Origin of the sequence: Pseudolabrys sp. Root1462, assembly GCF_001426945.1 — a bacterium.
Taxonomy (GTDB): Bacteria; Pseudomonadota; Alphaproteobacteria; order Rhizobiales; family Xanthobacteraceae; genus Pseudolabrys.
Genome location: NZ_LMFS01000003.1, coordinates 229,174 through 253,882, shown reverse-complemented (window position 1 = coordinate 253,882; position 24,709 = coordinate 229,174). Strand labels below are relative to the sequence as shown.

Annotated in this window: 26 protein-coding genes; 15 read left to right on the top strand and 11 right to left on the bottom strand. The window is 64.5% G+C overall.

Going from position 1 to position 24,709, the window contains the following annotated elements; all coding sequences use genetic code 11:
• Positions 1 to 3 precede the first annotated feature (3 nt).
• Complete coding sequence (locus ASD45_RS17905; RefSeq protein ID WP_056913045.1) at positions 4 to 843, bottom strand: undecaprenyl-diphosphate phosphatase; 840 nt, start codon at positions 841 to 843, stop codon at positions 4 to 6.
• A gap of 228 nt (positions 844 to 1,071) precedes the next feature.
• Here ASD45_RS17905 and ASD45_RS17900 point away from each other — a divergent pair, with 228 nt between their 5' ends.
• Positions 1,072 to 1,764, top strand: a complete 693-nt coding sequence (locus ASD45_RS17900) for a glutathione S-transferase family protein (protein ID WP_056913044.1) — start codon at positions 1,072 to 1,074, stop codon at positions 1,762 to 1,764.
• 14 nt (positions 1,765 to 1,778) lie between these two features.
• Positions 1,779 to 2,876, top strand: a complete 1,098-nt coding sequence (gene queG / locus ASD45_RS17895) for a tRNA epoxyqueuosine(34) reductase QueG (protein ID WP_056913588.1) — start codon at positions 1,779 to 1,781, stop codon at positions 2,874 to 2,876.
• Between the two features lie 10 nt (positions 2,877 to 2,886).
• Here the strand turns inward: queG and ASD45_RS17890 are convergent, their stop codons facing one another.
• The gene (locus ASD45_RS17890) at positions 2,887 to 3,681 is read right to left on the bottom strand and encodes an alpha/beta hydrolase (RefSeq protein WP_056913043.1); all 795 of its coding nucleotides are present in this window, start codon (positions 3,679 to 3,681) and stop codon (positions 2,887 to 2,889) included.
• 114 nt (positions 3,682 to 3,795) lie between these two features.
• On the opposite strand from ASD45_RS17890, the gene ASD45_RS17885 reads away from it, so the two are divergent.
• From ASD45_RS17885 to infC, 3 genes are all read left to right on the top strand, one after another.
• Positions 3,796 to 4,998: a glycosyltransferase gene (locus ASD45_RS17885; protein ID WP_156380967.1), complete on the top strand. Its 1,203-nt coding sequence runs from the start codon at positions 3,796 to 3,798 to the stop codon at positions 4,996 to 4,998.
• Positions 4,999 to 5,013: 15 nt separating this feature from the next.
• A complete protein-coding gene (locus ASD45_RS17880) occupies positions 5,014 to 6,291 on the top strand; it encodes a glycosyltransferase (protein WP_244485519.1) in 1,278 nt (425 codons plus the stop codon).
• Positions 6,292 to 6,494: 203 nt separating this feature from the next.
• A complete protein-coding gene (gene infC, locus ASD45_RS17875) occupies positions 6,495 to 7,034 on the top strand; it encodes a translation initiation factor IF-3 (protein ID WP_200949753.1) in 540 nt (179 codons plus the stop codon).
• Between the two features lie 101 nt (positions 7,035 to 7,135).
• Here infC and ASD45_RS17870 read toward each other — a convergent pair whose 3' ends face one another.
• Complete coding sequence (locus ASD45_RS17870) at positions 7,136 to 8,098, bottom strand: class I SAM-dependent methyltransferase (RefSeq protein WP_162249459.1); 963 nt, start codon at positions 8,096 to 8,098, stop codon at positions 7,136 to 7,138.
• 396 nt (positions 8,099 to 8,494) lie between these two features.
• Here ASD45_RS17870 and rpmI point away from each other — a divergent pair, with 396 nt between their 5' ends.
• The 4 genes from rpmI to pheT all read left to right on the top strand — a co-directional run bounded on the left by rpmI (position 8,495) and on the right by pheT (position 12,784).
• Positions 8,495 to 8,695, top strand: a complete 201-nt coding sequence (gene rpmI, locus ASD45_RS17865; protein WP_056913039.1) for a 50S ribosomal protein L35 — start codon at positions 8,495 to 8,497, stop codon at positions 8,693 to 8,695.
• Positions 8,696 to 8,753: 58 nt separating this feature from the next.
• Positions 8,754 to 9,134, top strand: coding sequence for a 50S ribosomal protein L20 (gene rplT, locus ASD45_RS17860; RefSeq protein WP_056913038.1), 381 nt, complete (start codon positions 8,754 to 8,756; stop codon positions 9,132 to 9,134).
• A gap of 162 nt (positions 9,135 to 9,296) precedes the next feature.
• On the top strand, positions 9,297 to 10,379 hold the full coding sequence (gene pheS / locus ASD45_RS17855; RefSeq protein ID WP_056913037.1) for a phenylalanine--tRNA ligase subunit alpha: 1,083 nt from the start codon (positions 9,297 to 9,299) through the stop codon (positions 10,377 to 10,379).
• The gene (gene pheT, locus ASD45_RS17850; protein ID WP_056913036.1) at positions 10,376 to 12,784 is read left to right on the top strand and encodes a phenylalanine--tRNA ligase subunit beta; all 2,409 of its coding nucleotides are present in this window, start codon (positions 10,376 to 10,378) and stop codon (positions 12,782 to 12,784) included. The genes pheS and pheT overlap by 4 nt, the downstream gene beginning before the upstream one ends.
• A 105-nt stretch (positions 12,785 to 12,889) precedes the next feature.
• Here the strand turns inward: pheT and ASD45_RS17845 are convergent, their stop codons facing one another.
• Positions 12,890 to 13,573 (bottom strand): ATP-binding protein, encoded by a 684-nt coding sequence (locus ASD45_RS17845; RefSeq protein WP_056913035.1) that lies wholly within the window; start codon positions 13,571 to 13,573, stop codon positions 12,890 to 12,892.
• 248 nt (positions 13,574 to 13,821) lie between these two features.
• Between ASD45_RS17845 and ASD45_RS17840 the strand changes: the two genes are divergently transcribed.
• Positions 13,822 to 14,622 carry a YiiX/YebB-like N1pC/P60 family cysteine hydrolase gene (locus ASD45_RS17840; protein WP_056913034.1) on the top strand — a complete coding sequence of 267 codons (801 nt, stop codon included), beginning with the start codon at positions 13,822 to 13,824 and terminating at the stop codon, positions 14,620 to 14,622.
• A 47-nt stretch (positions 14,623 to 14,669) separates the two neighbouring features.
• Positions 14,670 to 15,401 (top strand): sulfate transporter family protein, encoded by a 732-nt coding sequence (locus ASD45_RS17835; protein ID WP_056913033.1) that lies wholly within the window; start codon positions 14,670 to 14,672, stop codon positions 15,399 to 15,401.
• 25 nt (positions 15,402 to 15,426) lie between these two features.
• Here the strand turns inward: ASD45_RS17835 and nth are convergent, their stop codons facing one another.
• Positions 15,427 to 16,257, bottom strand: coding sequence for an endonuclease III (gene nth, locus ASD45_RS17830; protein WP_200949752.1), 831 nt, complete (start codon positions 16,255 to 16,257; stop codon positions 15,427 to 15,429).
• Here nth and ASD45_RS17825 point away from each other — a divergent pair.
• From ASD45_RS17825 to ASD45_RS17815, 3 genes are all read left to right on the top strand, one after another.
• The gene (locus tag ASD45_RS17825) at positions 16,256 to 16,759 is read left to right on the top strand and encodes a DUF2244 domain-containing protein (protein ID WP_056913031.1); all 504 of its coding nucleotides are present in this window, start codon (positions 16,256 to 16,258) and stop codon (positions 16,757 to 16,759) included. The two genes, nth and ASD45_RS17825, sit on opposite strands and share 2 nt — an antisense overlap.
• Positions 16,760 to 16,808: 49 nt before the next feature.
• Positions 16,809 to 17,723, top strand: coding sequence for a bifunctional helix-turn-helix domain-containing protein/methylated-DNA--[protein]-cysteine S-methyltransferase (locus ASD45_RS17820; RefSeq protein WP_082541013.1), 915 nt, complete (start codon positions 16,809 to 16,811; stop codon positions 17,721 to 17,723).
• A 153-nt stretch (positions 17,724 to 17,876) separates the two neighbouring features.
• On the top strand, positions 17,877 to 18,266 hold the full coding sequence (locus ASD45_RS17815; RefSeq protein ID WP_056913030.1) for a DUF1236 domain-containing protein: 390 nt from the start codon (positions 17,877 to 17,879) through the stop codon (positions 18,264 to 18,266).
• A gap of 65 nt (positions 18,267 to 18,331) precedes the next feature.
• On the opposite strand, the gene ASD45_RS17810 is transcribed toward ASD45_RS17815, so the two are convergent.
• Complete coding sequence (locus tag ASD45_RS17810; RefSeq protein WP_056913029.1) at positions 18,332 to 19,720, bottom strand: CoA transferase; 1,389 nt, start codon at positions 19,718 to 19,720, stop codon at positions 18,332 to 18,334.
• Between the two features lie 113 nt (positions 19,721 to 19,833).
• Here ASD45_RS17810 and gpmI point away from each other — a divergent pair, with 113 nt between their 5' ends.
• The gene (gene gpmI / locus ASD45_RS17805; RefSeq protein ID WP_056913028.1) at positions 19,834 to 21,357 is read left to right on the top strand and encodes a 2,3-bisphosphoglycerate-independent phosphoglycerate mutase; all 1,524 of its coding nucleotides are present in this window, start codon (positions 19,834 to 19,836) and stop codon (positions 21,355 to 21,357) included.
• A 77-nt stretch (positions 21,358 to 21,434) separates the two neighbouring features.
• Here the strand turns inward: gpmI and dapB are convergent, their stop codons facing one another.
• The 5 genes from dapB to ASD45_RS17780 form a co-directional block, all read right to left on the bottom strand.
• The gene (gene dapB, locus ASD45_RS17800; RefSeq protein ID WP_056913027.1) at positions 21,435 to 22,253 is read right to left on the bottom strand and encodes a 4-hydroxy-tetrahydrodipicolinate reductase; all 819 of its coding nucleotides are present in this window, start codon (positions 22,251 to 22,253) and stop codon (positions 21,435 to 21,437) included.
• A gap of 59 nt (positions 22,254 to 22,312) precedes the next feature.
• Positions 22,313 to 22,615: a DUF1330 domain-containing protein gene (locus tag ASD45_RS17795; RefSeq protein WP_056913026.1), complete on the bottom strand. Its 303-nt coding sequence runs from the start codon at positions 22,613 to 22,615 to the stop codon at positions 22,313 to 22,315.
• A gap of 20 nt (positions 22,616 to 22,635) precedes the next feature.
• On the bottom strand, positions 22,636 to 23,364 hold the full coding sequence (pyrF, locus tag ASD45_RS17790; RefSeq protein WP_200949751.1) for an orotidine-5'-phosphate decarboxylase: 729 nt from the start codon (positions 23,362 to 23,364) through the stop codon (positions 22,636 to 22,638).
• 20 nt (positions 23,365 to 23,384) lie between these two features.
• A complete protein-coding gene (locus ASD45_RS17785) occupies positions 23,385 to 23,966 on the bottom strand; it encodes an NAD(P)H-dependent oxidoreductase (RefSeq protein ID WP_056913025.1) in 582 nt (193 codons plus the stop codon).
• 97 nt (positions 23,967 to 24,063) lie between these two features.
• Positions 24,064 to 24,666 carry an rRNA adenine N-6-methyltransferase family protein gene (locus ASD45_RS17780; RefSeq protein ID WP_056913024.1) on the bottom strand — a complete coding sequence of 201 codons (603 nt, stop codon included), beginning with the start codon at positions 24,664 to 24,666 and terminating at the stop codon, positions 24,064 to 24,066.
• Positions 24,667 to 24,709 lie beyond the last annotated feature (43 nt).

Genomic DNA, 24,709 nt, shown 5'->3' with positions numbered 1-24,709 from the left:
GGGTTACAGCAAATAGATCGCGACAACGCCGAGGGTGCCGAGCACGATGCGCCACCAGGCGAAAAGCGCGAAGGAATGGCGCTGCACGTAGCTCAGGAACGTCTTGACGACGATCCAGCCGAAGATGAACGAGAAGATGAAGCCGACGGCGATGGCGAGCATGTTGCCGTTGGCGAGTTCGTGCCGGCTCTTGAATGCTTCGTAGGCGAAAGCGCCGACCATGGTCGGCATCGCCAGCCAGAACGAAAATTCGGCGGCAGAGCGGCGATCGGCGCCGAACATCATGGCGCCGACGATGGTGGCGCCGGAGCGCGACACGCCCGGAATCATGGCGAAGCACTGACAGATGCCGATCAGGAAATACATCGGCAGCGAGAAGCCGGTCGATTCGAAATAACGCGGCTTGAGATTCATGCGATCGACCAACAGGAGCACGAAGCCGCCGATGATCAGCGTGATGCAGACGATGCGGACGTCGAACAGATAGGTCTTGATGTAACCGCCGGCGATGACGCCAATGACCGCAGCGGGCAGGAAGGCGAGCAGGATGCCGATCACGAAGCGCGTCGCTTCCCATCGGCTGAACATGTTCGTGGCCAGCGACCAGATTCGACCAAAATAGATCGTCAGCAGCGCCAGGATGGCGCCGAGCTGGATGAGAATGGCGAAGGACTTGCCGAATGCGCCATCGCCCCAGCCGAGGAACTGTTCCATCAGCAGGAGATGGCCGGTCGAGGAAACGGGCAGAAACTCCGTGAGCCCTTCGACGATGCCGAGAATGGCGGCTTTGATCAGATCGGCGAATGGGCCGGATAGAAGGCCGCTGGCAGCGTCCAGGGTCATGCGGGGAGGCTCCGGAGGGCAGGAATCGTCTGCCGCTTTTGGCGCAAAAGCCTCGGGCCTGGCAAATGGAAATAATCAGCAGTCGCCATTCTTTACGCGCAATTTGCGCTAACGAAGCGGGGACCTTATAGAGCCCGCCGTTCCCACCGGCTCTTGCATCCAGCTTTCCCGGCCGGCCGTCTCGGACCAGACTTCCTTAACCAGACTTCTTTAATGACACACGCCTGAATGCTTACGCTTCTGCACCAACCGCTGTGTCCTCTCTCGCGATTCGTCCGCCTCATGCTGGCCGAATACGACATCGACGCGCGCCTGCTGGAGGAGCGGTTCTGGGAGCGGCGCGAGGAATTCCTGGTGATCAATCCGGCGGGCACCATTCCCGTGCTGATCGCCGACGGCATCCCGCCTATTCCGAGCGCGCCGATTATCGCCGAATATATCGAGGAAACCCACGTGACCGCCGAAGGCGTGGATCGGCTGCTGCCGTCCGAGCCTCGGGATCGCGTCGAGGTGCGGCGGCTGGCGAGCTGGTTCAACGACAAATTCCATGCCGAGGTGTCAGGCCCGCTGGTGACCGAGCGGGTGTTCAAGCGCCATATGACGCTGGAGCAGGGCGGCGGCCCACCCGACACCGCGAGCCTGCGGGCCGCTCGCCACAATATCCGCTATCATCTGGCCTACATTGGCTGGCTGGCGCGGACGCGCAACTGGCTCGCCGGCGACCGCTTAAGCCTCGCCGATCTGGCGGCCGCCGCACATCTGTCGGCGGTGGACTATCTGGGCGACGTACCGTGGAACGAAGACGAAGCAGCGAGGGTCTGGTACGCGCGAGTGAAGTCGCGGCCGTCGTTCCGCGCGCTGCTGGCGGAAACGCTGGCGGGCATTCCGCCAGCCAAGCACTACGCCGACCTGGACTTCTAGCAGACAGCGCCGAGATCAAGGCCGCACTCGTCGCGCGCGCGCGCGAGCGCGGCTTCGACGTCGCCGGCATCACTCGTCCCGATGCGGTGCCCGAAGCCAAGGCGCGGCTCGAACGCTTTCTCGCCGACGGCGCGCATGGCGATATGACGTGGCTCGAAACCACCGCCGAACGTCGCGGCTCACCGCTGGCGCTGTGGCCCGATGTGCGCTCCGTCATCATGCTTGGCATGAATTACGGCCCCGATGAAGATCCGCGCGATATTCTGTCGAGCCGCGATCGTGCTGCGATCTCGGTTTATGCCAAGGGCGACGACTATCACGATCTGATCAAGGCGCGGTTGAAGGAGATCGCGCGTTGGCTGGTCGCCAATGCCGGCGGCGACGTGAAGGTCTTCGTCGATACAGCCGCGGTGATGGAGAAGCCGCTCGCCGCCAAAGCCGGTCTCGGCTGGCAGGGCAAGCACACGAACTTGGTGTCGCGCCAATTCGGATCGTGGTTGTTCCTTGGCGCGATTTTCACCACGCTCGATCTGCCGGCAGATGATGAGGTCGGTGATAGTTGCGGCTCTTGCCGCGCCTGCCTCGATGCCTGTCCAACCGCAGCATTTCCCGCACCGTATCGTCTCGATGCGCGGCGCTGCATCTCCTATCTCACCATCGAGCACAAAGGGCCGATCCCGCGCGAGTTGCGGCCCGCACTGGGCAACCGGATCTACGGCTGCGACGATTGCCTCGCCGCCTGCCCGTGGAACAAGTTCGCGCAGGCCGGCCGCGAGGCCAAGCTGGCCGCGCGCGATGTGTTGCGCGCGCCGCAGCTTGCCGAGCTGTCTCGGCTCGACGATGCGCAGTTTCGCGCGCTGTTCTCCAAGACATCGATCAAGCGCACCGGCCGCGATCGCTTCATCCGCAATGTTCTCTACGCCATCGGCAATTCCGGCGACGTCACATTGGCGCCCGAAACCGCACGATTGCTCGACGACCCGTCGCCTTTGGTGCGCGGCGCCGCGGTGTGGTCGCTGTCGCGGCTGAGAACGCGCGAAGCGCTGGCGACGATGAAGCGCGACGATGAGGATGGGCTCGTGCGCGACGAATGGGATGCGGCGCTCTCATGACCGCGCCGCACTAAAACTCCTTCACCGCGGCGATGAGGCGCTCCAGGTCCTCGGGCCGTGACAGGCGGTGATCGCCGTCCTTGATCAGGGTCAACACCACATCGTCACGCGCGATGCGCGACACCAGGTCGACGGCATGACGCCACGGCACGTCGGGATCCTGCACGCCCTGCAGGATGTGCACCGGACAGCCCGGCTCGATCATGCCGCCCATCATCAGGTGTTTGCGGCCGTCCTCGATCAGCTTGCGCGTGATCGGATAGCCGACCGGATCGTACTCCGACGGTCGCGTCCAGAAACCCTTGGTCTCGATTTCGCGCTTGATGTCGTCGGAGAACGCCTTCCACATCAGCGCTTCGGTGAAGTCCACCGCCGGCGCGATCAACACCATGCCGGTCAGCTTCGGCGCGTCCTTCAACTGCCGCAGCCGCGCCGCGAGCAAGAGCGCGATCCAACCACCCATTGAGGAACCGATCAGGATCTGCGGGCCCTTGGCGAAACGCGTGACCACGGCAAGGCTGTCCTCCAGCCACGAGCCGATGGTTCCGTCGGCGAAATCGCCGCCGGATTCGCCGTGACCCGAATAGTCGAAGCGCAGGCAGGCGCGGCCCTCCGCCTCGGCCCAGGCGTCCAATGCGACGGCCTTGGTGCCCTTCATGTCCGACTTGAAACCGCCGAGCCAGACCAGGCCCGGTTTGGCCTCGCCTTCCCCCTTGCCCAAATCCCCCTTGCTGTTGCGCGCGCGCACGGCAATGGTCCTGAGAGGTGATTCGAGCGTCAGATTCGTAACTGGGACTTCGCTCATGCGTGACCTTTCGGGTGACCGTGCAGACGACAGGACTGGTTGAGGGCTAGAGACCGCTTGGCCATTCAATTCTTTTCGCCGCAACCGGCCCAGCATGGCAAGGGGCCGCAACCCGTGACCCAGCCGCGGCGCGGCAAGCCGCGCTCGCTCGCCGGTGCCACAATTATGCAATTGGTCCCGTCGCTGAGCGACGATGCCGTCGGCCAGGCCGCGGTTGAGACCGCGCTGACGCTGCTCAAGGCCGGCGCCCGCGCCATCGTTGCCGGCGGCGACGGCCCGCTGGTCGGCGAATTGCGCGGTCTCGGCGGCGAATGGCTGTCGATGACCACCGATACCGTCAATCCTTTGCGCGTCGGCGGCAATACGCGGCATTTGCAGCGGCTGATCGCCGGCGAGCGCATCGACATCATTCACGCGCATTGTGCATCGGCGGCGCGCAGCGCGTTGGCGGCGACGTCGGGCCAGCCGGTCTATCTGGTCACATCGTTCCCCGACCGGCTGCAAAGCAATTCCACGCTGCAGACTTACCTGCAGCGGCCGCTGGCGCTCGGCGACCGCGTCATTGCGCCGTCGAGTTACATCTCACGCGCGATGATCGAGCGCTACGGAATCCCGGCCGATCGCATCACCGTCATTCCGCGCGCGGTCGACACGACGACATTCTCGCCGACCTTCACCAGTGCCGACCGCATCGCCGCGATGCGGCGTACCTGGGGCTTGTTACCCCACATGCGTATCGTCCTGGTGTCCGGGCGCGTCGCGCCGTGGAACGGGCAATTGAGCATGATCGACGCGGCGCGGCTGATGGTATCGGACGGCAAGCGCAATATCGCTTTCGTTTTCGTCGGCGACGACCGAGGCCACCCGGCCTATCGGCACACGCTGGTCAAGCGCGCGCGCGATCTCGGCGTTGATACGCTCGTCCGCATCGTCGGTCATTGCCCCGATATGCCGACCGCGCTGGCCGCCGCCGATGTCGTGGTGGTGCCATCGCTGCAGCCACCGCTGACCGGGCGCGCCGCGGCTGAAGGCCAGGCGCTCGGCCGTCCTGTCGTCACCACCGCCGTTGGCGCCTTGCCCGAAAATGTGCTGGCGCCGCCGCGCATGCGCGAGGAATTGCGCACCGGCTGGGTGGTGCGTCCCGGAAATGCCGCGGAGTTGGCACGGGCCACCATCGCGGCGCTGAAGCTCGACGCCACAACGCATGAAGCGCTCGGCGCGCGGGCGCGGCAATTCGCCGAATTCATGTTTTCCCCCTCGAGCGTTGCCGAGGCCATCCGCGGCGTTTATACCTCGCTGCTGGCGCGTGACGCCTGACGAGGTCGTGACGGCATGTCGAGTTTTCCGGCGTCCCAACCAGCCGATCCAGACCGCGTCGCCGAGCCGACCCCGATCGCCGCAAACTCCAACACCACCGCCGCCAGACCGATGACGGTGCTCATCGTGGTGCCGACGCTCGGCGCCGGCGCCGCCGAACACGGTGCCGTCGAGCTAGTCCGCTGCCTGAAAAACGCAGGACATCACGCCATCGTCGCGGCGCGCGCCGGCCGGCTGCTCGGCGATATCACGGCTTTGGGCGGCGAATTCGTCGCCCTCGACGTCGCCAGCAAGAACCCGATCGTCATGCTGCGTAACGCCGCCGCGCTGGTGCGGCTGGCGCGGCGGCGGAATTGCGACGTCATTCACGCGCTCGGCCGCGCGGGCGCATGGAGCGCTTCGCTGGCGGCACGGCGCTGCAAGATCGGCTTCGTCACCGGCTGGTACAAAGGCTTCCGCGAGCAGAACTGGTTCAAGCGGGTTTATAACGGCGTGATGGCGCGGGGCGATCGCGTGATCGCTACCAGCGAAGACATCGCGCAACTGATCCACGACCGCTACGGCACGCCGTGGGAGCGCCTTGCCGTGGTGCCGCTGAGCATCGATTTCGAGATGTTCGATCCGGCTAGGGTTGCGCGTCAGCGCGTGTCGGCGATCCGCAACGCCTGGGGCGTTGATCCGGACACCAAGGTCATCCTGGTCACCGGCCGCATTGTCCGCCGTAAAGGCCACCACGTGGTGGTGAAGGCGCTCAAGCGTCTCAAGGATGCGGGGGTCACTGACTTCCTCTGTGTGTTCGTCGGCGAAGACCACGGTCGCACCAACTACACCGGCGAATTGTGGGACCAGGTGCTGGCGAGCGGTGTCATGGACCATGTCCGCATGGCTGCTCCTGTCCACGACATGCCAGCCGCCTATGCCGCCGCGTCCGTAGTGGTGTCGGCCGCGGTGCAGCTCGAAGGCGTCCAGCGTGCCATTCTCGAGGCCCAGGCCATGGCCCGGCCTGTCATCGTGTCCGATCTCGCCGCCGGCTCCGATGTGGTGCTCACGGCGCCGGCGGTGCCCGACAACCGCGTCTCTGGCCTGCGGTTTGCCGCCGGCGACGGCGCGGCCTTGGCGGGCAGCTTGATGCGCCTGCTTTCAATGCCTGAATCCGGCCGCGGCGCCATGGGGCGGCGTGGCCGCGCCTGGGTGCTGGACCATTTCGACGCCGAAATGGCTGGGCAGCGGATGCTGGCGTTGTACGGCGACCTTGCCGGCAACCCGGCGAGCCATCCTCCGGCCGCCGTTTGAATGCAAATAATCGATATGTTTTAAGCCATTTTCGACGCAAGCTTGACCCGGAACCGCGTTGACAGATCGGGGGTTAATACCGATCTTTTAAGAAGGGCTGTTTTCGCGGCCCGCGGCGCTCCTTTTTGGATTCAGCCGCGTCAGATGCTATAAGCCGCAGGCTCTACGTCACTATCGTTGCAACAATAGAGGAGAGAAGTGCCATTCGTCGTCCGATGAAAGCAGCGCTGCCCGCCCAAAAGGACGGCCCGCGCATCAATGAGGAGATCCGCTCCCGCGAGGTTCAGCTGATCGATGCCACTGGCGATAACAAAGGTATTGTCGCCACGGAAACCGCCATCGGGCTTGCCCAGGCGGCCGGGCTTGACCTCGTCGAGATCGCCCCGAATTCCACCCCGCCCGTCGCCAAGATCCTGGATTACGGCAAGTACAAATTCCAGGCGCAGAAGAAAGCGGCGGAAGCTCGCAAGAAGCAGAAAGTCGTCGAGATCAAGGAGATCAAACTCCGGCCGATGATCGACGATCACGATTACCAGGTGAAGATGCGGTCCATGCAGCGCTTCTTCGAGGAAGGCGACAAGGTCAAGATCACCTTGCGATTCCGCGGACGCGAAATGGCCCACCAGGAACTCGGTTACAAGCTGCTGCAGCGGGTGAAGGAAGACACCGACAAGATTTCCAAGGTCGAGTCGGAACCGCGCTTTGAAGGTCGCCAGATGGTCATGCTGCTGGCGCCGCGTTAAGCGGTCCTTGATCTGAAGCTAATAAACGCGCCGGGAAACCGGCGCGTTTTGCGTTTCGGCTCGTCCTCGCCAACGCCCGTACCGAACGGTTCAGGCGAATTTTAACCCCGCCGCGCCCGCGCCGCCTGGCGCACTTCCTGGCCGTAGCTGCCGAGCACATTGGCGCCGACCGACCACAGCTTGTTGGCGCCGCTGATGACCGTCACCAGTTCCTGGATCGGGCGGCGTTCGATTTCCTCCAGCGGCCGCGAAACAAACAGGTTGGAGTGATAGAGCCCTTCGGTCTCGAGGCCATCGGTGTCGAGGCCGCGACCCTCCACCGCCATGACCGCCTTTTCCATTTCGTCGCGGTTGGCGAAGCGGCGCTGCACGAAAGTAGCGCCTTCATAGGGCTCGGTGACGAGGCCCTGGTCGGCCAGCGTTTTAGCGATGCCGTCAAAAGGAAACATGCGCAGCACAAAATTGGCGGCCCAAGCGGTGCGTCCCTTGCGCGCCACCTTGGCGATGCGCTGGAAGGTCTTCGAGGTCACGTAGCCGACGCAGCCGGTCGACACGATGATATCGACGTCGGCGAGGATGGCGGCTTCTTCCGGCGTGGGGTCGCGGCTTTCCAGATCGATGGCGAGACCGCGGCCGAGGATGCCGGCGTCCTCGGCATAGCGAACCGCGTTCTCCGAGACGTCGAGGCCGATGACATTGACGCCCTTGTTCTGCGGCCACGACCGGTAGAAGTGGCGGTCGAGTTCAAGCACCTCGGCGCTGTTCAGGGGCTGTAGCGAGGGTGCAGTGTAGCGCTGACGCAGCGCTTCGTAGTCGACGGCATATTTCATCAGGGCGCCGTTGATAGCGTAGGAACAGCCGACGTCGAGGACGGTAACGGGTTCGGTCTGGGTTTCCTGGCGAGCCTTGATCAGTTGGGCGAAAACAGGCTGAGCAAGATGAGGGATAATATAGTCAAGCTGACCAAGATACTTGAAGTAATTTCTAGGGTCTTTAGAAGTATAAAGATCAGTGAAATCCATCTTTGCTTGATTGATAGTAGCATAATTGACAGAAATATTCATGCCAATATTCTCCTCTTTCCGCGTAAGGCGGGTGCCATGCCCTCATTATGTTGGTTGCGGGAACAATATAACTGATTGGGCGTTCGGTCGCAACCCGCGAAGACTATGAATATCCTCCAGAATTGAGCAAAATCGATCGAGATGCCTGCCGTTTCGCCCAGTCGGGACCCGTCCTGAGGAGACCGGCAGTCGCCATCAACGGAGCCACCGGCTCTGTTGATAAATCGGCCGGCCTCTGGCATACACCGCGCTCTCGCCGACCGGCCGACAAGGGCTGCCGTGGCGGCGATACCCGCTCAATACCGAGCACCGCTTCGGGGACGTGTTGTCCCTCGAGCGCAGACTTGGCTGTGCAGCGCCTTCGGGTGCCTAGCGACGGCCGTATTGGAGAGCAAAATGCCCAAGCTGAAGACCAAATCGGGCGCCAAAAAGCGCTTCAAAATCACCGCGACCGGCAAGGTGAAATTCCAACAGTCCGGCAAACGTCACGGCATGATCAAGCGCACCACCAAGCAGATCCGCGAGCATCGCGGCACTGCTGTGCTGTTCAAGACCGACGGCGACAACGTCAAGAAATACTGGCTGCCGAACGGCTAAGCCCATTTCCTGATCGCCATCCCCAATCGTTTGCAAGATTAGCTGAAGGAGTTTTCCTATGGCCCGCGTTAAACGTGGCGTTACCGCCCACGCCAAGCACAAGAAAGTCTACAAGGCCGCCAAGGGCTATTATGGCCGCCGCAAGAACACCATCCGCGTCGCCAAGCAGGCGGTCGAAAAGGCCGGCCAGTACGCGTTCCGCGACCGCAAGCGCAAGAAGCGCACCTTCCGCGCTTTGTGGATCCAGCGCCTCAACGCCGCCGTGCGTCCGTTCGGCCTGAGCTACTCGAAGTTCATCGACGGCCTCAACAAGTCCGGCCTCGTCATCGACCGTAAGGTTCTCTCGGACCTCGCGATCAACGAGCCGGGTGCGTTTGCCGCGATCGTCGAGAAGGCCAAGGCCGCCATTCCGGCGCAGGCCGAAGCGGCGACAGCCTAACTCGCTTTACCCTCCCCTGCAGGGGGAGGGTCGCTCGCTGGAGCCTTTGCGACAGCGAGCGGGGTGGGGTGCTACTCACCTGACGAAAATCACCCCCACCCGATTGCGCTTCCGCGCAATCGACCTCCCCCCCTCCAGGGGGAGGTGGTCCCGGGGTTATTCATGTCCGACATCGCCAAACTCGAATCCGAACTCACCGCCGCCATCGGCGCCGCCAAGGATGAGGCCGCGCTGGAAGCGGTCCGCGTCGCTGCGCTCGGCAAGAGCGGCACGGTGTCGGCGCTGCTGAAGACGCTCGGCGCCATGACGCCGGACGAGCGCAAGGCCAAGGGCCCGGCGATCAACGGCCTCAAGGACAAGGTCGGCGCCGCGATTGCCGCGCGCAAGGAAGAGCTCGGCGCCGCTGCCCTCGATGCGCGCCTCGCGTCCGAAACCGTCGACGTCACGCTGCCGACCGCGGAGCCGCCGGCCGAAACCGGTCGCGTGCATCCGATCAGCCAGGTGATCGACGAGCTCACCGCGATCTTCGCCGACATGGGCTTCGCGGTCGCCGAAGGTCCGGATATCGAGACCGACGACTACAACTTCACCAAGCTGAATTTCCCCGAAGGCCATCCGGCCCGGGAGATGCACGACACGTTCTACTTCCCGCCGAAGTCGGACGGCTCGCGGCTGCTGCTGCGCACGCACACCTCGCCTGTCCAGGTGCGCACCATGCTCACCCAGAAGCCGCCGATCCGCGTCATCATTCCCGGCCGCACCTACCGCTCGGACTCGGACCAGACGCACACGCCGATGTTCCATCAGGTCGAAGGCCTGGTCATCGACAAGGGCTCGCATCTCGGCCACCTGAAATGGATTCTCGAAGAATTCTGCAAGGCATTCTTCGAAGTCGACAGCGTCAAGATGCGCTTCCGTCCCTCGTTCTTTCCGTTCACCGAGCCGTCGATGGAAGTCGACATCCAGTGCCGGCGCGACAAGGGCGAAATCCGCTTCGGCGAAGGCAATGACTGGCTGGAGATTCTCGGCTGCGGCATGGTGCATCCGAACGTGCTGAAGAACTGCGGCCTCGATCCGGCCGAGTACCAGGGCTTCGCCTGGGGCATGGGTATCGATCGCATCGCCATGCTGAAATACGGCATCAACGATCTGCGCGCCTTCTTCGAGGCGGACGTGCGCTGGCTCAACCACTACGGCTTCCGCCCGCTCGACTTCCCGACGCTCGCGGGAGGGCTCAGCTCATGAAATTCACTCTCTCCTGGCTGAAGGATCATCTCGACACCACGGCTTCGCTCGACGAGATCGTCGACAAGCTCACCATGATCGGGCTCGAGGTCGAGCACGTCGAGGACAAGGCCAAGGAATACGAGCCGTTCAAGGTCGTGCAGATCCTCGAGGCTGTGCAGCATCCGAACGCGGACCGCCTGCGCGTCTGCAAGGTCGACAATGGCAGCGGCACGCCACTGCAGATCGTCTGCGGCGCACCGAACGCGCGCGCCGGCCTCAAGACCGTGCTCGGCCTGCCCGGCACTTACATCCCGGCGAAGGACATCACACTGTCGGTCGGCAAGATCCGCGGCGTCGAATCGCAGGGCATGATGATTTCCGGCGCCGAGATCGGCTTCAACGCCGATCACGACGGCATCATCGAAATGCCGGCCGACGCGCCGATCGGCAAGCCGTTTGCCGACGTGCTCGGTCTCACCGAGCCGGTGGTCGAAATCAATCTGACGCCGAACCGCTCCGATTGCACATCGGTCAACGGTATCGCGCGCGATCTCGCCGCGACGCTGATCGGCGAGTACAAGGAGAACACGCCGAAGCGGGTTGAGGGCAAATTCCCCTGCCCGGTCGGCGTGACGATCGAAGACCCGATCCTGTGCCCGGCCTTCGGCCTGCGCCTGGTGCGCGGCGTGAAGAACGGCCCGTCGCCGGAATGGATGCAGAAGCGGCTCGCCGCCATCGGCTTGCGCCCGATCAACGCACTCGTCGATATCACCAACTACATGACCTTCGACCGGGGTCGGCCACTGCATGTGTTCGACGCCAGGAAGGTCACCGGCAATCTCACCGTGCGCCGCGCCAAGAACGGCGAGAAGCTGCTGGCGCTCGACGGCCGCACCTACGAACTCGACAGTGCCATGTGCGTCATCGCCGACGAACGTGCCGTTGAATCGCTCGCCGGCATCATGGGCGGCGAGGAGTCGGGCTGCGACGAGAATACCACCGACGTGCTGATCGAATCGGCGCTGTGGGATGCCTTCAACATCGCGCAGACCGGCCGCAAGCTCGGCATCAACACCGACGCGCGCTATCGCTTCGAGCGCGGCGTCGATACGAATTTCATGATCCCCGGCCTCGAGCTGGCGACGCAGATGGTGCTCGATCTCTGCGGCGGCGAGCCGTCGGAAATCGTCGTCGCCGGCGATCCGACGCCGAAGGATGTTGTCGTCGATTATCCGGCGTCGGAGCTCGAGCGGCTGGTCGGCATTAAACTGCCGCAGGTCGAGGCTCGGCGCACGCTCGAGCGGCTTGGCTTCTTTGTCGCCGGCCAGGGCGAACGCTGGAAGGTCGCGGTACCGTCATGGCGCCCGGACGTTCACGGCCGCGCCGACATCGTCGAGGAGCTGGTGCGCATTCACGGCGTCGACGCCGTGCCGTCGACGCCGTTCCCACGCGGCGAGAACGATCGCAAACCGGTCTTGACCCCGATCCAGTCGCGCACGCGCAAAGCCAAGCGCGGGCTCGCCGCGCGCGGCATGACCGAGGCGGTCACGTGGTCTTTCGTGTCGAAGCGCGAAGCCGAACTGTTCGGCGGCGGCAAACCGGAACTGGCGCTGGCCAATCCGATCGCGGCCGAGCTCTCCGATATGCGCCCGAGCCTGCTGCCCGGCCTCTTGGCCTCGGCGCAGAAGAACGCGGACCGCGGCTATCCCGACGTCGCGCTGTTCGAAGTCGGCCAGATTTTCAAGGGCGACCGGCCCGACGATCAGTTCATCGCTGCTTCCGGCCTGCGCCGCGCGCTGGCGAAGCCGGACGGCGCCGGCCGCCACTGGTCGCGCGCCGCCAAACCGGTCGATGTGTTTGATGCCAAGGCCGACGCGCTGGCGGCGTTGGCTGCGGCGGGTGCGTTGGTCGGATCGCTGCAGGTCGTGCCCGGGGGACCGGCCTGGTTTCACCCCGGCCGTTCCGGCACCATCCAGCTCGGCCCGCAGAACGTCATCGGCCATTTCGGCGAAATCCATCCGCGCATGCTCACCGCGCTGAAGCTCGACGGCCCGCTGGTCGGCTTCGAGGTTCTCCTCGACAATATTCCGGCCGCCAAGGCCCGTCCGACCCGCGCCAAGCCGCTGCTCGAACTGTCGGCATTCCAGCCGGTCGATCGCGACTTCGCCTTCGTCGTGGATGGCAAGGTCAAGGCCGGCGACATCATCCGTGCCGCGCAGAATGTCGACAAGAAGCTGATCACGGGCGTCACGGTATTCGACGTCTATGAAGGCACTGGCATCGAGCCCGGCAAGAAGTCGGTGGCGATCGCCGTCACCATCCAGCCGCGCGACAAGACCATGACCGATGCCGAGATCGACGCGCTCGGTCAGAAGATCGTCGCCGAAGTCGGCAAGCGCACCGGCGGCGTGCTGAGGGGCTAGTTATTGCATCGTCCCCGCGAAAGCGGGGACCCATATCCTCTGCCGTGCCGAATCTCGCCCGAGCCCGGGTCTCGCTGACGCTCGCCCGCGACGACTTCGATTGAGTCACCCCGCCAGCAAATCCGCAAACGCAAAGCCATCCCGCTGTACTGTCTCGCCGCGCTTGACGGCGATGCGCCGCGCGAACATCGGCCCGGCGGCGACGAAGGAATGAAACTCGCCGTTCTCGCCGCACGGATCGATGCCTTCGGGCAGATCGGTAAGTAAGGCCTCGTCGAACCGCCGTCCGGCGAAAGACGGTTGAAGCTTGGCCATGTCGACCACGGCCAGATGTGCTTCGAGGCCGCCCGCAATCATCTCGCGCGCGAGCGTATCGGTTGGCCGCAGCCACAGCGGAAACACCGCCGTCATGCCAATCGATTTCAGCTTCTCCTCGCGCCACGCGCGCAGGTCGGCAAGAAACAGGTCGCCGAAGATGACGTGCGTCACGCCGTCGGCCTTGGCGCGCTCCATCGCCTTGGCCATCTCGCGCTCATAGATTTCGTTCGGACACGGATAGGGAATGCGCACAGTGATCGACGGCAGGCCGGCCGCGGCGAGTTGCGCCGCCAGCAATTCCTCGCGAACGCCGTGCATCGACACGCGCGAGAAGCTGTCGGTCACCGTGGTCAGCGCGCCTACAATGTCGTAGTCGCCGCCCCGGCGCGCCTCATGCAACGCCCAGGCCGAGTCCTTGCCGCTCGACCACGCGATGAGAGCCTTGGGCCGCTTGCCGTTCTGCTGTGCCATGCGCAATTTCTACCATGCGAATTGACGCCGCGCATCAACATGGTATGCGAAAGCTTACAATCGGGCGGTCGGAAATGGCGGAAACGCCCATTTGACAAGCATTTTTGTGCCTAACGAAGTCTTGCTGCGACCGTCGCGACATGAACGGTTTTGCAAGCTGTCCTGCCTATGTTGCGCAATAACAAGACGCGAAAAGCGCGATCCGGGGAACGTCGCGGTAGCGAGGGCGCGGGACGGCGCCACACATCATGGGTCTGGTCGCCAATTCCATTGGGCATCTGATTGCCCGCTATCTCGGTAAACCCGAAACGGGCTACCACGAGTTCGTGCCAGGCCGCGCCGACGCGCTGGCCGCGGTGCTGCGGCCCGGCGATGTTGTTCTGATTGAAGGCAACAGCCACATTGCGGGCATCATCAAATATCTCACGCAATCAACCTGGTCCCATGCCGCGCTTTATGTCGGGCCGATCGGCGATCGCGTTTCGGCCTCAGGCGAGCCTCTGACCCTGGTCGAAGCCGAGCTCGGCAAGGGCGTCGTCGCCGTGCCGCTGTCGAAATACGGCAACGCCCATACCCGCATCTGCCGTCCGATCGGACTGTCCGACGACGACCGCGCAAGTGTTGTTAATTACGCGTGCGAGCGCATCGGCTTCGACTACGACGTCAAGAACATCCTCGATCTCGCCCGCTATCTGTTGCCGATGCCGGTGCCGCGCCGTTTCCGCCGCCACATGCTGGCGATGGGCTCCGGTCATCCCACCCGCATCATCTGTTCGGCGCTGATCGCCGAGGCGTTCCAGAACGTACGCTATCCGATACTGCCGAAGGCGACGCGCGCCGAAAGCGCCGCCGAGCGCGCCGAGATCATGGAGATCCGCCATTCGTCACTTTACGCGCCGCGCGACTTCGACATCTCGCCCTACTTCCAGGTGGTGAAGCCGACCATAGAGCGCGGCTTCAATTATAAATCGGTCGCCTGGGCGGACCTGCCGGATGCCGAACCGGTTACGCTGGTGCCGGAGGATATGGCCGAGAAGACGGCGGCGTGACGTCGGGCGGCCTTGCCAGCAAGCCCCCGGTTCCCTACCTCTTTCCCATGATCGACGCCGCCCTCAAAGCTTTCGCCCAGTTGTTCACCCCCGCGCTCCGTGGCGTGCTGCTGAAAGCCGTGGGCCTCGCCATCCTGCTGATCGTCATCATCGGCATCGCGCTGCAGCGTGTGCTGGCAAGCCTGGCCGACAGCGGCGCGACCTGGGCCGAGCAGACCTCCGGCCTTGCATCGCATTCGGCCTGGGCGGCGCTGGCCTGGATCCTGTCGATCCTGGCGGGTCTCGGTATCGTCACCGGCGCGCTGTTTTTGATGCCGGCGGTATCGGCTTTCGTCGGCTCATTCTTCGTTGACGAGGTCGCCGAAACGGTCGAACGCGAATACTACCCGGCCGATCCGGTGGGCACCGCGCTGCCGATGTTGCCGGCGGTGCTCGAGGGCCTTAAGATCGCGCTGTTGTCGCTCGTCGTTTATATCGTCGCGCTGCCGTTCTTGCTGTTCGCCGGCTTCGGCTTTCTGATCCTGTTTTTCGCCAGCGCCTATCTGCTTAGCCGCGAATATTTCGAACTCGCCGCGATGCGCTTTCGCCCGGCGCAGGAAGTGACGGCGATGCGCAAAGCCAACGTCGGTTACATCTTCACGGCCGGACTGGTGATCGCGGCATTCGTATCGATCCCGATCCTCAATTTCGCGACGCCGATCTTCGCCATGGCTTTCATGGTGCACATCCACAAGAAGCTCGCCGGCCGGCGTGTCACGTCCGTTGAGCCGGCGCGCTGACATCGGGACCTGCCCCGATTTTGGCTTACGCCGCGACCGTCTTCCCCGGCCAATGGCACAGATCAGCGATGACGCAACGCTCGCACAGCGGCTTGCGCGCGAGGCACGTATAGCGGCCGTGCAGGATCAGCCAGTGATGGGCATGGCGCTTGAACTCGGCCGGGATCACCTGCTCCAGTTTCATCTCGACATCGTAAGGCGTCTTGCCCGGCGCCATGCCGGTGCGGTTACCGACGCGGAAGATGTGCGTATCGACGGCGATCGTGTGTTCGCCGAATGCCGTATTGAGCACGACGTTCGCGGTCTTGCGACCGACGCCGGGCAGCGCTTCAAGCGCCTCGCGCGTGCGCGGCACCTCACCGCCGTGCTCGGTCACCAGCTTGTGCGCCAGCAGCGCAACGTTTTTCGCCTTGGTGCGGAACAGTCCGATGGTCTTGATCAGGTCGCGGATGCGGTCTTCGCCGAGCGCCGCCATCTTGGCCGGCCTATCGGCCAGCGCGAACAGCGCCGGCGTCGCCTTGTTGACGCCCGCGTCGGTCGCCTGCGCCGACAGCACCACCGCGACCAGCAGCGTGAACGGATTGGTGTAGGTCAGCTCCGTGGTCGGCTCGGGATTGGCGGCGGCGAGCCGGCGGAACGCTTCGGCAATCTCCGCCTTTGTCATCGGGGGCGAGACGCCCTGCGCGGCCTTGCTGTCGGCCTGCCGCCGCTTTGATGCCGGCTTCACTTTGGCCGCTTTGCCCTTTTTCGCCCTGGCCAATGCGTTTTGAACCGAGGGCTTGCGGGCAGAGGCCTTCTTGTGGCCCGACTTTTTCGCCAAACTTTTCACCATGAGTTCCGGTATAGTGCCGCCCATGACCGTCGACAATCACGACACCCTCGAACCCACGCTGTTTTCTGCGGTGATCACGCCCCACCGGTCGCTGAATAATATCGGCTTCCTGGTGCTGATGCTGGCGTTCGGTCTGGCGAGTTTCTTTTCCGGCATGGCTTTCCTGATGATGGGCGCCTGGCCGGTGTTCGGCTTTTTCGGCCTCGACGTTCTGCTGCTCTACATTGCCTTCCGCGTCAGCTACCGGCGCGCCGCCGCTTCCGAGCATGTGACGGTGACGCCGTCGACGCTGACGGTTCGCAAGATCAGCCACCGCGGCCAGGTGCGCGAATGGCAGCTCAATCCGCTGTGGGCCCGGCTGGAAAAGGAAGAATACGAGGAATATGGCATCGCCCGGCTATTCCTGGTGAGCCGCGGCAAACAGCTGACCATCGGCAGTTTCCTGGGGCCGGACGAAAAGGCCGGTTTCGCCGAGGCATTGAGCCGCGCTTTGGGGGAAGCCCGGCGCGGCCCCGCGCTTTCCTGAGTTTCAGAAAGCGGGTGGTTCGCCCCGCCGGACTGTTTAAATAGACGGCATGAACACAGACACCGCAACCCGCACTGCAAAGCCGGCGCTCCGCAGCCGCTTCGGCGGTTTCGCCGAACTGTCGACCGCCGCGGCGGATTACGACATCGTCCGCCGCGCCATCGCTCATATCCGCGGCAACTGGCGCGCCCAGCCCGAGGTCGAAGCCATCGCCGACGCCGCCGGCGTCACGCCGACGGAGCTGCATCATCTGTTTCGTCGCTGGTGCGGGCTGCCGCCGAAAGCGTTTCTCCAGGCGCTGACGCTCGACAGCGCGCGCGCTCTGTTGCGCGCCTCGACCAGCGTGCTCGACACTGCCTACGAAGTCGGGCTGTCGGGCCCCGGCCGTCTCCATGATCTTTTCGTCACCCACGAGTCGATGTCGCCCGGCGAATGGAAGGCCGGCGGCGAAAACCTGACGATGACCTACGGCTATCACCCCTCGCCTTTCGGCATGGCGCTCGTGATGCTGGCCCCGCGAGGTTTGGCCGGTCTGGCCTTCGCCGATCCGGGCGAGGAACGCGCTGCGCTCGACGATATGAAAGCCCGTTGGCCGCGTGCGAAATATATAGAGGACTACGCGGCGACGGCGCCGACGGCGCGCCGCATCTTCGACTCCGCGTTGTGGAAGGAAGACCAGCCGCTGCGCGTCGTCCTCATCGGCACCGACTTCGAAGTGCGGGTGTGGGAAAAATTGCTCAGCATCCCGCTCGGCAAGATTATGACTTACTCCGATCTCGCGGCGCGGGCCGGCGCGCCGAAAGCGCCGCGCGCGGTTGGTGCCGCCGTCGGCAAGAACCCGATCAGTTTCGTGGTGCCGTGTCACCGCGTCATCGGCAAGAGCGGCGAGCTCACCGGCTATCACTGGGGCATCACGCGCAAGCGCGCCATGCTCGGCTGGGAAGCCGGCATGGTCACAGCCTGAAGCACTTGTTTATTCACTATTCATGTTCGCGGCCGGAACTTCGGCCGTGGTGTGATGTTTGTCGTTATCGAGGAACGAGCCTCGGAGCAAAGCGTTGGCGACGCGACCCTGATTTGAGGGCGACGTGATTGTCACAGCTCTGAGGAGGAACTCATGAAACTTCATATGCTCGCTACGGCTGCCGTGCTTGTTCTGGCGCCGGCTGCTGCTTTTGCTCAGGCTTCGACGGTTGGCGGCGCGGCGACCGGTGCGGTCGTCGGCGGCGTCGTCGGCGGTCCGGTTGGCGCCGTAGTCGGCGCTGGCATCGGTGCCGGTGTCGGTTCGGCAGTCGAGCCGCCGCGCGAAGTCGTGACCTATGTGGAAGGCGAACAGATCCCGGCCGAAACAGTCGCGGTCCGTGAAGAGATCGTCGTCGGCAAGCCGGTGCCGCGCACCGTGCAGTTGCGTCCGGTGCCGAACCACACCGAATTCCGCTACGCCTTCGTCAACAAGGAACGCGTGATCGTTGACAGCAAGGGCAACGTCGTGAAGATCATCAACTAAGCCTCTCTGGCTTGGCTGATGTGAAGGCTCCGCCGTTCGCGGCGGAGCCTTTTGCATGTCCGTCGTCAGAGCCAGTGCGGAGGATGCGTGCCGAGCGGCACCGATGGCCGCGCCCAGCGCGGCGGCGTCTCCGACAAAGTCGCTGGATGGCGCACCGCCGACAGCTTGCCGAAGCCCGACGCGCTTTCTTCCAGACAGTCGCGCACATCGTCGAGCGCCGGGTCCTTGCAGCGCAAGCCATCCGCGACGCGGCCGAGCGAGCGCAGCCAATAACCCGTCTGCGCCAGCGAGACGCGCACCAGCCAGGAGCCGCCGTCGCGGCGCTGGCGGAGAAGCGCGGTCATCGCGCCATAGGCCAGCAGATAGCCGCTGGCGTGATCGAGCACCTGCGCCGGCAACGGCTTCGGACCATCCACGCCGGCGGCTTCGGCCTCGGCGGCATTGAAGCCGCTCGCGGTCTGCACCAGCGAGTCGAAGCCGCGGCGCCCGGCCCACGGACCTTCGTGCGAATAGGCGCACAGCGACACATAGACGATGCCGGGACGAATACGCGCGGCGTCCTCCGGGCCGAAGCCGAGCGCAGCGAGGCCGCCGGGCCGGTAGCCCTGCACGACGACATCCGCCTCGCGCAGCAGGGCTTCAAAGGCGGCGCGGTCCTTCGCCTCGGTCAGATCGAGCTGCGCCGACAACTTGCCGCGTCCGGTATCGATGACCAGCGGCTCGACCGCCGGCAGCTTCGGCGATGTCACCCGCATGACGTCGGCGCCATGCGCGGCCAGCGTCTGCGTACCGACCGGGCCGGCGATGATACGGGTGAGATCGAGGACCTTGATGCCGGCCAGCGGGCGGTCGCCTTGCAGCCACGCCCGCGCCGGCGCATCGCCAATGCGATCGACCGACATCAGCGGCAACCGTGCAATCGCCTGGCCTTGCGGGTGGGCGTCCCATTCGGTGAAACTGCGCATCGCGGTGACGACGAGTTTTGCATCCGCGGCGGCCTGCTCGAAATCGAAGGCTTTCCATCCCTTCAAGGCCTCGGCCACCGCGGCCTTGTCATAGGCGCAGCCGAGCAGCTTCAGAACGCCGTCGCGATGATGCGGGAAATTGGTGTGCAGCCGCACATAGCGGCCGTCGCCGCACTGATAGGTGCCGGCGATCTTGTCCCAGAGTTCCGGCGCCGGGCCGCCATCGACGGTGAGATACCGCTCGCTACGCGCAGCGATAGCCGCGCGCCGCATATCGACGCCGACGCGCTGCGCCGTGCCGGTGCGCGCCTTCCACACTTCGGCGGCGGCCAGCGCCGATGCGGCGACGCTGGCCTGCATCGCGGTGCCAACGGCGAAGGACGACGGCAACACCGGCTCGCGGCCGGTCAGCTCGACATGGTCGAGCGCGGATGCGTCGTGGCCGAGGTCGAACCAGAGGTTTTCGAGAACAACGCGCGGGTCGGTCATTCGGCAGCCTTTACGTCTGGCGGTACTCTTGCGCCAGCCTATTCCGGGGTTAGTTGACGATAGAACCGCGATCCTTCAAAACCCCCGAAATTGGCTAAAACCGGGATTTTCCAATGCAGAAGCGCCGTCCTGTCATGCTGGTTGTGCTCGACGGTTGGGGCTGGCGCGAGGACGTCGCCGCCAACGCCGTGCGCGAAGCGAAGACCCCCACCTTCGACCGGCTCTGGGCCACCTGCCCGCACGGCTTCCTGCGTACCTCCGGCAACGACGTCGGCCTGCCGACCGGACAGATGGGCAATTCGGAAGTCGGCCATCTCAATATCGGCGCGGGCCGCGTCGTGATGCAGGACCTGCCGCGCATCGACGACGCGATTGCCTCCGGCGAGATCGCGAAGGCGCCGGCCGTCACCGGTCTGATCGCGAAGCTGAAGGCCAGCGGCGGCACCTGTCATCTCATCGGCCTCGTCTCGCCGGGCGGCGTGCATTCGCACCAGAACCATGCCGTGGCACTCGCCAAAATCCTCACCGACGCGAAAATTCCGGTGGCCGTGCATGCGCTCACCGACGGACGCGATACGCCGCCGCAGGCCGCCGCCGACTACATGAGGGCCTTCACCGCCGCGCTGCCGGCGCCAGCAAAAATAGCGACGGTGATCGGCCGCTACTATGCCATGGACCGCGACAAGCGCTGGGAGCGCGTGTCGAAAGCCTATGACGCCATCGTCGCCGGCACGGGCCCGCGGTTCGCCGATGCGCAGGCCGCGATCGCCGATGCCTACGCCAGCAAGGTCACCGACGAGTTCATCGTGCCGGCCGCAATCGGCGACTACAGCGGCATGAAAGACGGCGACGGCGTCCTGTGCTTCAACTTCCGCGCCGACCGTGTGCGCGAGATCCTCGACGCGATGCTCGATCCGGCCTTCGACGGCTTTGCGCGCACGCGCACGGTGAAGGTCGCCGCCGCTGTCGGCATGGCGCAATACAGCGAAGACCTCGACAAACTGATGGCGGCGATCTTTCCGTCGCAGAGCTTTCCCAACATCCTCGGTGAGGTCGTCGCCGACGCGCACCGCACGCAGTTGCGCATGGCGGAAACCGAGAAGTATCCGCACGTCACCTATTTCCTCAACGGCGGGCGTGAAGAACCATTCGAAGGCGAAGACCGCATCATGGTGCCGTCGCCCAAGGTCGCGACTTACGATCTGCAGCCCGAGATGTCGGCGCCAGAGCTGACCGACAAGGCGGTCGCTGCGATCACGTCCGGCAAATACGACATGATTGTCTTGAACTTCGCCAACGCCGACATGGTCGGCCACACCGGCAGCATTCCGGCGGCGGTCAAGGCGGTCGAGACGGTTGATACGGGACTGGGCAAGATCGCCAATGCCATCGAAAAGATGGGCGGCGCGCTGCTCGTCACGGCCGATCACGGCAACGCCGAGATGATGGTCGACCCTGAAACCGGCGGCCCGCACACGGCGCACACGCTCAATCCGGTACCGCTGATCCTGGTGGGCGCCGGCAACCGCATGGTCGTCAAGGAAGGCCGCCTCGCCGATATCGCGCCGACGCTGCTTGAACTGATGGGCCTGCCCAAGCCGGCGGAGATGACGGGCAAGTCATTGCTGCAGGGCTAGGTTGCTTCTGGATTCCGGATCGCTGTCATAAGCGACGTACGCGCGTCTTCGACGCGCTACGGCGGCGCGCTGACGAGTCAAAAATCCTTCAGCCCCAGCACATCCATCATCGAATAGAGGCCGGGCTTCTGCTTCATCGCCCAGCGCGCGGCATGAAGCGCGCCATTGGCAAACAACATCCGGTCTTCGGCCTTGTGCGTCAGTTCGATACGCTCCGCCGGGCCGGCGAAGATCACGGTGTGCTCGCCGACCACAGTGCCGCCGCGCAGAGAGGCGAAGCCGATATCGCCCGGCTTGCGCGCACCGGTGTGACCGTCACGGCCCGCGTCCTTTTTCTCGTCGAGATCGACATTGCGGCCGGCGGCCGCAGCGCGGCCGAGCATCAGCGCGGTGCCGGACGGTGCATCGACTTTCTTGTTGTGATGCATTTCGACGATTTCGATATCGAACGTCGCATCGAGCGACTGCGCCACGCGCCGCGTCAAGGCGGTGAGCAGATTGACGCCGACGCTCATATTGCCGGATTTGACGATGACGGCACCGGCCTTGGCCGCTTGCGCGATCTTGGCATCGTCCTCGGCACTGGTGCCGGTCGTGCCGATGATGTGCACCTTGCCGGCGCTGGCAACGCGCGCCGCATATCCAAGCGTGGCTGCCGGGGCGGTGAAATCGACGATGCCGTCGGCCGTGGCCAGCAGTGGCGCCAATTCGCCGGTGAGCTTGATACCGTTATCGCCGACCCCGGCCAGTTGACCGGCGTCCCAGCCGATCAGCGGCGAGCGCGGGTCTTCCAGCGCGCCCGCCAGCACGAAATCCTTGCTCTCGGCGATCGCCTTGACCAGCGTGCGGCCCATGCGCCCGCCGGCGCCGGCGACGATCAAACGCATTTCAGCCATCGGTTACGCTCCCAGACCTGACGGGAGGGGTATAGCGGGGCGAGATGCCCCCTGTCACGTCACGGCTGCGGGCCGTCATAGCCCTCGATGATCACCAGCTCACCAGTAGACGTGGCCTGCCGGATCTTCAGGTTGGCCTGATATTCCGGGGAATCGTAGCAGGCCTTGGCGGTCGCAAGGTCGACGAATTCGATGACGACGTTTCGGCTGCGCGCCGGACCTTCGACTGCGTTGAAGGGCCCGCCGCGGACGAGAAATCGACCGCCGTACTTCGCAAAGATGGCGCCGTTCGCCGCCGAATACGGCTTGTAGCCTTCCTCGTCGTGCACATCGACGCGCGCGATCCAATACGCCTTGGGCATTCCGTTTACCTCACCACACGTTACTGCTGTTGTTGCTGCTGCTGCGCCGTGACCTGTGCGATCTCATCAACGATCGCCTGCGCTGCCCCTCGGGGGTCGGCGGCTTCAACGATCGGGCGGCCGACGACGAGATAGTCGGCACCGGCGGCGATCGCGCGTGCCGGCGTCATGATGCGCTTCTGATCCCCGGCGGCGCTGCCGGCGGGACGGATACCCGGCGTCACCAGCGCCATTTCGCGGCCGACGACACCGCGCAGGTTGGCGGCTTCTTCCGGTGAACAGACCAGACCGTCGATACCGATGTCGCGCGCCTGCGCGGCGCGCCTGGCGACCAGCGGCCCCACCGTCAATCCGTAACCGGCTTCGGCAAGATCGTTATCGTCGTAAGAGGTCAGCACCGTCACGGCCAGAATTCTCAGGTTCGAACCGCGTGCGCCTTCGACCGCCGCTTTCATCGTCTGCGGATACGCGTGCACCGTGAGAAACGTCGCGCCCATATTGGCGACGCTGGCGACGCCATGTTTGATCGTGTTGCCGATATCGTGAAGCTTGAAATCGAGAAACACCTGTTTGCCCGCCGCGATCAGGCCGGCGGCGAATGGCAGACCGCCGGCGAGACCGAGCTGATAGCCGATTTTGTAGAACGTCGCCGCCGAGTCGATGCGCGCGACCATGGCTTCGGCGTCGCTCACCGACGGCACATCGAGCGCGACGATCAGGCGGTCACGAGGATCAAGCGGCACGGCGATCCACTCCCTGCGAGTACTGCTTACGCCATCGCCCGGGCCGTCTCCACGAGACGCGCGAGCAAGGCGTGAAACTGGTTGGCGACACGGGTATCGGCGATATTGCCCAGTTCGTCAAAAATTTCGTCGGCGCCGGCGATGGCCAGCTGTTCCGGAACGACCGGCGCGCCGCAGCCGATCTCGAGAATTTGCCGCAGCGCCAGCAGCGCATACAAGCCGCCGGACGACTCCGGCGATACCGAGGCGATGGCGAAGATGCGGTTGCGGAAGGCGGCGCAGAGCGGATCGCCCCTCTCGCGCACGCGCGACACCCAATCGATCGCGTTTTTCAGCAGCGGCGTCACCGACCCGGTATATTCCGGGCTGGCGATGAATACGCCGTGGTGCGCCATCATCATCTGTTTGAGCTTGACGGCGCTCGCCGGCGGCCCGCTGCGCGCTTCGAGATCGGGGTCGTACAGCGGCAGCGGATAATCCTGCAGCGAAATGCGGGTGACGTCGACGTCGAGCAGCGTCAATTCCTTCACCGCCAGCGCCGCCAGCCTGACGTTGTTCGAGCCGGTGCGGGTTGATCCGGCGAGGATGAGGATTTTCGGCGCAGGCATTTTTCGTCATGGCCGGGCTTGACCCGGCTCATCTCGCTTGGGGACGCAAGGAGCCTGCCTAAGCGGGACCACCGGGACAAGCCCGGTGATGACAAATTCAAACGCCGCGATAGGTCCAGACCCGCGCCGGCGGAATATTGAGCCAGATCAGCTCGGACGGTTCACCCTTGATCGCACCGAGATCTTTCGGGATCGGCGAGCTCATCGCGTAGGTGAACTGCACGAAGGGTGCTCCCGGTTTCAGGAGCGCCATCGCATCGGAGATCAGGCGCAGCCGCGTGCGCGGCGGCTTGGTCATCAGCGGCAGACCCGAGACCACGGCCGCCGCCGGTTCGCGCACGATGGTGCCGAGCAGGCGGCGCAAACGATAGGCATCGCCCTGCACCACTGTCGCCTCCGGATAGCGCGTGCGCAGCAGGCGGCAGAAATCGGGATCGAACTCGACGAGGATCAGACGCTTCGGATCGATGCCACGCTGCACCAGCGCTTCGGTGACCGGCCCGGTTCCCGGACCAAGCTCGATCAGGGGGCCGGTTGAATTCGGGTCGACGCAGCGCGCCATGCGACGCGCGAGCGCCTTGCCCGATGGCATCACGGCCCCGGTGCGGATCGGCTTCTCAAACCATGTGCGAAAGAACTGCACCTCGTCGTCGAGACGAAGGGGCTTTTTGGCGACGCGGGCGACGGGTTGAGGCTGCATTGCTGAGGGTACCCGGCCGGGGCAGAAAACGCTGTGGATCCTG

Bases quoted from the DNA above. Each gene is read 5' to 3' on its own strand.
- ASD45_RS17870 (WP_162249459.1), bottom strand. From the start codon at position 8,098: ATGAATATTTCTGTCAATTATGCTACTATCAATCAAGCAAAGATGGAT.
- ASD45_RS17890 (WP_056913043.1), bottom strand. From the start codon at position 3,681: ATGAGCGAAGTCCCAGTTACGAATCTGACGCTCGAATCACCTCTCAGG.
- rpmI (WP_056913039.1), top strand. From the start codon at position 8,495: ATGCCCAAGCTGAAGACCAAATCGGGCGCCAAAAAGCGCTTCAAAATC.
- ASD45_RS17905 (WP_056913045.1), bottom strand. From the start codon at position 843: ATGACCCTGGACGCTGCCAGCGGCCTTCTATCCGGCCCATTCGCCGAT.
- ASD45_RS17900 (WP_056913044.1), top strand. From the start codon at position 1,072: ATGCTTACGCTTCTGCACCAACCGCTGTGTCCTCTCTCGCGATTCGTC.
- ASD45_RS17815 (WP_056913030.1), top strand. From the start codon at position 17,877: ATGAAACTTCATATGCTCGCTACGGCTGCCGTGCTTGTTCTGGCGCCG.
- dapB (WP_056913027.1), bottom strand. From the start codon at position 22,253: ATGGCTGAAATGCGTTTGATCGTCGCCGGCGCCGGCGGGCGCATGGGC.
- ASD45_RS17825 (WP_056913031.1), top strand. From the start codon at position 16,256: ATGACCGTCGACAATCACGACACCCTCGAACCCACGCTGTTTTCTGCG.
- rplT (WP_056913038.1), top strand. From the start codon at position 8,754: ATGGCCCGCGTTAAACGTGGCGTTACCGCCCACGCCAAGCACAAGAAA.
- ASD45_RS17785 (WP_056913025.1), bottom strand. From the start codon at position 23,966: ATGCCTGCGCCGAAAATCCTCATCCTCGCCGGATCAACCCGCACCGGC.
- nth (WP_200949752.1), bottom strand. From the start codon at position 16,257: ATGGGCGGCACTATACCGGAACTCATGGTGAAAAGTTTGGCGAAAAAG.
- ASD45_RS17845 (WP_056913035.1), bottom strand. From the start codon at position 13,573: ATGGCACAGCAGAACGGCAAGCGGCCCAAGGCTCTCATCGCGTGGTCG.
- gpmI (WP_056913028.1), top strand. From the start codon at position 19,834: ATGCAGAAGCGCCGTCCTGTCATGCTGGTTGTGCTCGACGGTTGGGGC.
- ASD45_RS17795 (WP_056913026.1), bottom strand. From the start codon at position 22,615: ATGCCCAAGGCGTATTGGATCGCGCGCGTCGATGTGCACGACGAGGAA.
- ASD45_RS17820 (WP_082541013.1), top strand. From the start codon at position 16,809: ATGAACACAGACACCGCAACCCGCACTGCAAAGCCGGCGCTCCGCAGC.
- ASD45_RS17840 (WP_056913034.1), top strand. From the start codon at position 13,822: ATGGGTCTGGTCGCCAATTCCATTGGGCATCTGATTGCCCGCTATCTC.
- pheS (WP_056913037.1), top strand. From the start codon at position 9,297: ATGTCCGACATCGCCAAACTCGAATCCGAACTCACCGCCGCCATCGGC.
- ASD45_RS17880 (WP_244485519.1), top strand. From the start codon at position 5,014: ATGTCGAGTTTTCCGGCGTCCCAACCAGCCGATCCAGACCGCGTCGCC.
- pheT (WP_056913036.1), top strand. From the start codon at position 10,376: ATGAAATTCACTCTCTCCTGGCTGAAGGATCATCTCGACACCACGGCT.
- ASD45_RS17810 (WP_056913029.1), bottom strand. From the start codon at position 19,720: ATGACCGACCCGCGCGTTGTTCTCGAAAACCTCTGGTTCGACCTCGGC.
- ASD45_RS17780 (WP_056913024.1), bottom strand. From the start codon at position 24,666: ATGCAGCCTCAACCCGTCGCCCGCGTCGCCAAAAAGCCCCTTCGTCTC.
- ASD45_RS17835 (WP_056913033.1), top strand. From the start codon at position 14,670: ATGATCGACGCCGCCCTCAAAGCTTTCGCCCAGTTGTTCACCCCCGCG.